This is a genomic window from Tabrizicola sp., from assembly GCF_051645465.1.
In the GTDB taxonomy this organism is placed as follows: Bacteria; Pseudomonadota; Alphaproteobacteria; order Rhodobacterales; family Rhodobacteraceae; genus Tabrizicola.
Genome location: NZ_JBOFBI010000033.1, coordinates 1 through 6,224, shown reverse-complemented (window position 1 = coordinate 6,224; position 6,224 = coordinate 1). Strand labels below are relative to the sequence as shown.

Annotated in this window: 2 protein-coding genes and 1 tRNA gene; 1 reads left to right on the top strand and 2 read right to left on the bottom strand. The window is 64.5% G+C overall.

The window, feature by feature from the left end; translation table 11 throughout:
- On the top strand, positions 1-1,467 hold a 1,467-nt coding region (locus ACRCSW_RS01965), incomplete at its 5' end, for an AAA domain-containing protein (RefSeq protein WP_438702317.1).
- On the opposite strand, the gene ACRCSW_RS01960 is transcribed toward ACRCSW_RS01965, so the two are convergent.
- Positions 1,460-4,990 (bottom strand): DUF4132 domain-containing protein, encoded by a 3,531-nt coding sequence (locus ACRCSW_RS01960; RefSeq protein WP_438702316.1) that lies wholly within the window; start codon positions 4,988-4,990, stop codon positions 1,460-1,462. The genes ACRCSW_RS01965 and ACRCSW_RS01960 overlap by 8 nt on opposite strands.
- Before the next feature lie 1,084 nt (positions 4,991-6,074).
- Positions 6,075-6,151: transfer RNA gene (locus ACRCSW_RS01955), tRNA-Met, on the bottom strand.
- Between the last annotated feature and the right edge of the window lie 73 nt (positions 6,152-6,224).

Below are 6,224 nucleotides of genomic sequence, written 5' to 3'. Positions count from 1 at the left end.
TTGGAGCATGAGTTTGGTAAGACCCGCGCCTACCGGTCGATCCGCGAACTGCTGGATGGCCCGGCGGGTGCGCTTTTGCCCGACCTCAAGCCGATCTGGCTGATGAGCCCGCTATCCGTCGCCGATATCCTGCCACTTGACCGCGCGATCTTCGACGTCGTGATCTTCGATGAAGCCAGCCAGATCCCGGTCGAGGATGCGATTCCGACGCTCGTTCGCGCGCCGCAGGTGATTGTCGTCGGTGACGAAAAGCAGCTGCCACCCACCAACTTCTTCGGCGCCAGTGCGGCGGACGAGGATTTCGATGCCGAAAACGAGGACCCCGATTTCGAACTGGCGCAGGATTCCTTCCTTGCGCTGGCGGGCGAGCGGCTGTCGTCGGTGATGCTAAGCTGGCATTACCGATCGCGTGCAGAAGAGCTGATCGGTTTTTCCAACGCCGCCTTCTACCGCGAGCGGCTGTTGACCATTCCGTCCACCTACCGGCTGCTGCCGAAACCGCCGATCACCGTGCCCGATCCGACCAAGCCGCCGCTTGCAGCAGCCGAGCTGCGCGCCCGCCCCGTGAGTTTCCACCATCTGCCACACGGGCTTTACTCCACCCGTCGCAACATGCAGGAGGCGGTGTATATCGCCCGGCTTCTGCGCGACCTTCTGGCCGAGGGCAGCGGCAAGACCTTCGGCATCGTGGCCTTTTCGGAGGCGCAGCAGGCCGAGATCGAAGCCGCGCTGGCGGCGCTGGCGCTGGAAGACGCCGCGTTTTCCCGCCAGCTGGAGCAGGAACGCGACCGGACCGAGGACGGCGAATTCATCGGGCTATTTGTGAAGAACCTGGAGAACGTCCAGGGCGACGAGCGTGACGTGATCATCCTGTCGATCTGCTATGCGCCCGACCATTCCGGCAAGATGCGGATGAACTTTGGCCCGATCAACAAGATGGGCGGCGAGCGGCGGCTGAATGTGATCTTCTCGCGCGCCAAGGAAAACATGGTCATCGTGTCGTCGATCACGTCGGATGCGATCACCAACGACTACAACCTTGGGGCCAACACGCTGAAGACCTTCCTGCGCTATGCCGAAACCCTGTCGGTCGGCGACGAGGCGGGGGCGCGGATCGCGCTGAGGCGAATCTCGTCGGCGGCCGAGCGGGCCGAGGGGTCGGCGCTGGATGTCGCCCGGTCGCAGATTGCCGACCGGTTGCGTACAGCGGGGATCGAGGTGCGCGAGGGCTTGGGTCTGTCGAGCTTCACCGTCGATCTGGCACTGCGCGCGCCGGGGGCCGACCGGCACCAGACGGCGGTCCTTCTGGACAGTGCGCTGCGCTATCGCGAGGGCGGGCTGGACGAGCTTTTGCTTGCCCGGGCCAGCCTGCTGGAGCGGGCGGGCTGGCGCGTGGTGACCGTGCCGCTGAAGGACTGGTGGCAGGACCCGGACCGGGTCATCGCCACCATCCTTGCCGCTACATGAAAGGCATCAGCTTCAGCCAATTCGGATCATAGCGGCCTTTGGCGGCGAGGTCGTGATAGTCGTTCCAGCCCTCGGACAGAAGGACCGGGGGCACCTTGCCCAGGGGCAATTCGCCCCGTCCGCCAATCGGGCGGAAGCTGACATGCAGGGGCGAGGCGGGCAGGTTCTCCTCCGGCACGCCGCTGCCGCTGAAGGTCAGCACGGCCTCGTACCCGGCGCTGGCGAACCGGCGGACATAGGTGCTGAAGCCGCCGCTGTCGACGATCTCGCCCCGGTCATAGCCCAGACGCTTGGCGATGCCGCGGATGGTGAAGGTGTCGGTGACCCAGCCTTCGCGGTCGGCGATCTGCGTATGTGTGGCCATGTCGGGGTGCAGCCGCCGGGCCGGGCGGCCGAACTGGGTGATCGGCGGCTTGGTCCGGCGCGGTTTGACAAACGCCTCCCAGGCGGAGGTGTCCGCGTCGGTCAGAAGCGCGCCATGTGCAAGACGGACGCGGAGGACCCCGTCAAGCGTGATCCGGTCGCCTAGCGGTCCCATCGCGCCACCGCCGGTAAGCGGGCGGAAGGTGGCCAGCGGCTGGTCGTCCTCGCCCAGGCCCTGCCAGACCAGCTGACAGGCCAGCGCCGCCATGATCGGGTGGCCAAGCGTATCGCGCTGCCAGTCGGTCAGGGCCCAAGTCCGCCCCGCGATCATCGCATCGTTCAGGCGCCCGGCCTGCATCTCGACCGTCGCGGCGAGCTCTTTCTTTGTGGCGGCCCAGAGGCTTTTCGACTCGGTCGTCTCGGGCGTGTCAACGGCGGGGAAGCTTTTCACCGGCTGGCCCGCACCGTTCAGCAGCACCAGTTCCAGCGCATCGTTCAGCACCATGCGGCAGTCCGGGCGACCCCGACCCAGCGGCAGGTCGGCGCCGCCGTCTTCGTCCAGCCCGCAGTCGGGGACGGTGCGGTCGGCCAGTTCCTCGGGCGTCCAGCCGCGGTCTTCGGCGATGCCAGCCACCAGATCGCCGGACAGCTTTTGCAGCGACTTCTGCTTGATGCGCGTCGCCGCCGCCAGCACGACCTGCAGGCTTGCCGGATCGCCCTTGGCGGCCAGAAGCTCGATCAGCGCGGCGCAGTGCTGCGATTGCTGGCCGTGCTTCTTCAGGAAGGCCCGCACGCGGCGCGCGGCATGCCGTCCGTCCGCCGCAATACCAAGCGCCAGGATCCCCTTCGATTCGATCGACTTCGGCATCCCCTGCCACGGGTCCTTGTTCTCCCACGTCACGCGGAGCGGGGCGTCAAATTCGGCACGGTCGATCCAGGCGTTGAACGCCCAGTCCGAGAAGGCTTGGGCCTGCGAGGGGTCGCACTGGTCAAGGTAGACCGCGAACATCTCGGCGTCGCGGGGGGCTTTCAGGCGCAGGGCCTGGTAAAGCCAGAACATCTGAGTGTCGCGCGGGACGGGCGCGCCGCTGCGCCAGGTCAGGGGCGGCATTGCCTTGAAATCCATCCAGGCGACCAGGCCGAAATCGGCCTTCTTGATCCCCTCGGCCGCGGCGCGGTTCAGGACCGTCTCGCCAACGAAGGGTTCAAGGTTTCCGCCCAGGCGGCGAAGCGCACCCAGCATGGCGGCGCGGGGCTTGGCCGCGGTCTCCTTCGCCAGCGCCTTTTCCAGCCGGGGGATCACCGCCTTGGCCCGGCGGTCGGCCAGCCAGTCGGCGACGACCGCGCGGACGGCCTGACGCTTGTCAGCCAGCATGTCGGCGAGGTGGTCATCAAGTTTTGGCAGATCGGCCAGCAGCGTCCGCGCCTCGGCCCGGCCATCGCGGCTGGTACTTGTCGCATGGTCAAGAAGCGGCGCGACCAGGCGCTCCGGCGTGGCAGGAAGGACCCTAAGCACCGCGATCACTTTGGTCAGGTCAGTCGATCCCACCAGCTGCGCCGGTCTAAGGGCATCTTCCAATACGGCCAAGTGACCGGCTATCCAGGGCCAAAGGAAACCGGCCGGGAAGGCACGCAGCCAGTCATTGCGGTCGTAGCGGTCTTGCCTGATCCGCCCGGTCAGGAAGGCGGTCGATCCCTCGGCGGACGTGCCATGGCGGACGGTAAGGCGATGTTCGCCGATCAGGCGCATCACCTGGCGCAGATCGCCCTCGGGCGCTGCAGCATAATCGGCAATGACGCCGGCCGAGACGGAATTCGGGCGGTAGCCGGCCAGGAGCGTGTCAAGATAGTTGTCCACGCACAGCGCAAAGCGCAAGCCTGCCTCTTGCGACAGCCGCTCCAGCGCCCGCTCGGTCCAGGCCTTGCCCCCGCCTTCGTTGGCGAAGCGGCGGAAGATATGGTCGGACCGCCAGCCTAGGTCGTCCCAGGCGCCGTTCAGGAAGGCCGTGAGCGAGGCCACGGACTCGGGTTTCGGCATCGTCTTCGGTGACGCATTGGGATAGCGCGCCAGGCGGGTCGCTTCTTCGGCCTGCAGCTGCGCCAGATGGCCATCGAAGATCGCTCGCAGCGCGTCAGTGTCGTCGGCGCCAAGTTTCGTACCGTCGTGCGATCGCAAGGGCCGGACCGGCGGCACCGCGACCCGCACGCCGCCAAGCGCGACATAGCCGGTTTCGTCATCCGCATCCGTAGCCCCTGATCGCAGCGCCTCGCCCTTGGTCAGCCTCTCGATCACCGCGCGTACGGCGGCGGCGCGTTCGCCAGGCAAGTGCGCCTCAAGCGCTGCCCGTGCCGTGGGGGTGCCAAGCGAGAGGAGGAGCCCCGCCATTGCCTCGCGCATCGTGGCATCGCCGGCTTTCAGGCGCTTCAGCGCCTCGGCCTCGCGCAGGGCGGGGTCGATGGTTGCCACGGCCTTTGCCGTCGCCTCGCGGACGGCTTTGAGGTTGTTCCCGGCCAGGTCCATGACCAGGCCAAGCCCCGGCTCTTCGGTGGCAAGCTTGTAGGCGACCACATCGTTCACAAGGCTGATCCGGCCAGCCTCGCCCAGCCGTGCGGCGGCAATGCCAAGCGCAGCAGGATCGGCAAGGAGGAGCGGCTTGCGGTCCAGCCGTTCCCGCACCTTTGCGATCGAGTATGAGGAATAGCGGGTCTGCGGATCGTTGTAGAGCGCGACCAGAAGGTCGGCGGTCTTGGCCCCGAACTGCCGCGCGAACGGCAAAAGCGCGTCGGCCCGGAAGCTGGATTTGAAGCGCTCCAGCAGTTCGGTCGTGGTCAGATGGTGAATGCCATAAAGAAGATTGTTCAGGTAGTCCTGCAGGGGCAGCGGCACGCCAGGCAAGGCAGAGGGCCGGACATACCCCCTGGCAAGGCTTGCGTTCAGCACCTCGGTATAGCGCGCGCAAAGGTCGGGTTCGGGGCTCAGCATCATGCCCAGAACAAAGTAGCGGCCCAGAGTGACGGATTGCGAATGCGCGCTTGCGCCCTGGGCTTCGATCCGCTTGCCCGCGCCGGACACAGCCAATCGGTCAAGCACGTCGCGTGACCCGCCATCCAGCACGTAGTGAACGGCAGCGTCGCCCAGACCTGGAAAGGTGCCGTTCATGCGGCAAAGATCTCCATCAACCAGCGACCGCACGCTCATCTGTTCTAGGGGGATCGGCTTCGGGGTGCTTGCCGCGGGCCGCCTGGGCTGGAGAGATGGGGTGGTGGTTTGTGCCGTGCCGCCAAGCATACCCTTCAGCTGGTCAAGCCACCGCATTTTCACCCTTTCAACTAATCTCTCGGTGTAGACCGATCAGCACCACGACAATCTTCGATTCTAGACCAAAAACGTAAGACAAGCTTAAGGCATGATCATGGCGTCGTTGTGGCTCTGATAATGGATTGAGCTCGAAAGGAAATCTGGGCTTGATCTAAAGTCTGCTGTGCTGGACTGCTCGTCATAGAAGATCGTTTTCAATGTGCGCACAGAGACCCCGCTCGACAATGCCCCTCCTGTGGATTTTGTTGTAGCGCGCCGGCAATGGGATAGGCTCGATCCCGAGCTTCTCCGGCCTAGCGCTGACATGCTTTGCTTGCGTTCCGATCTGATGGGCAAGTGCGCCTAGGGCCATATGGTCTTGGAGGAAACGCTCAAGGCTGCCTTATGGGAAGCTGCAGCGCAGCACGGGCCGTCCTTCAGATGACCAGTAATGGAATGTTGCGTTGCAGCGACAGGTCTCCTTGGAATGACCGCAACCAGCAGTTCGGTACTTCCTGCACCAGTCCCGTCAACTATGTCCAACCCGTTGCCTCGGAACGGGAGGGAGCTGGGTAGCCGATCCAATGAGGCTCAAACCTAGCGAGCTCGTTGTCATGACGTCGGGTCGAAAGAGCTTGCCGACCAACCGGGCACCTGATCCCAAAATGGGATGATGGAAGAAATCTTGGCAAGACGTAAGATAAGTGGATTATGTTTTTAAAACAATAAATTAGGCGATATCATTGGTGGAGCAGAGACCGCATCGGGAATCACTTGCACTATCGCGTCCTGCTTTCCGACAGAAGAGCAGGGTTGCGTGGACTGCACCATGCGGGCCGCGAGGATCGTTTTTCGGTTTGCAAGACCGTTCTGGTACGAAAAACGGTGGATCAGCCGCTAGGCAAGGCCCGTTATCTCAGTCATTCCAGCATATTGTGAACTTTGTTGGTGGCGAGGGAGGGACTCGAACCCTCGACCCCACGATTATGAGTCGTGTGCTCTAACCAGCTGAGCTACCTAGCCATTGGCGCGGGGGTTACAGCCGTGGCATGGGGCCGTCAAGGGGGTTCTTCGCCGCCTCCGGCACCTCATGCGC

What these genes read in the sequence shown, in the direction of transcription:
- ACRCSW_RS01960 (WP_438702316.1), bottom strand. Translation starts at nt 4,990, where the DNA reads ATGAACGGCACCTTTCCAGGTCTGGGCGACGCTGCCGTTCACTACGTG.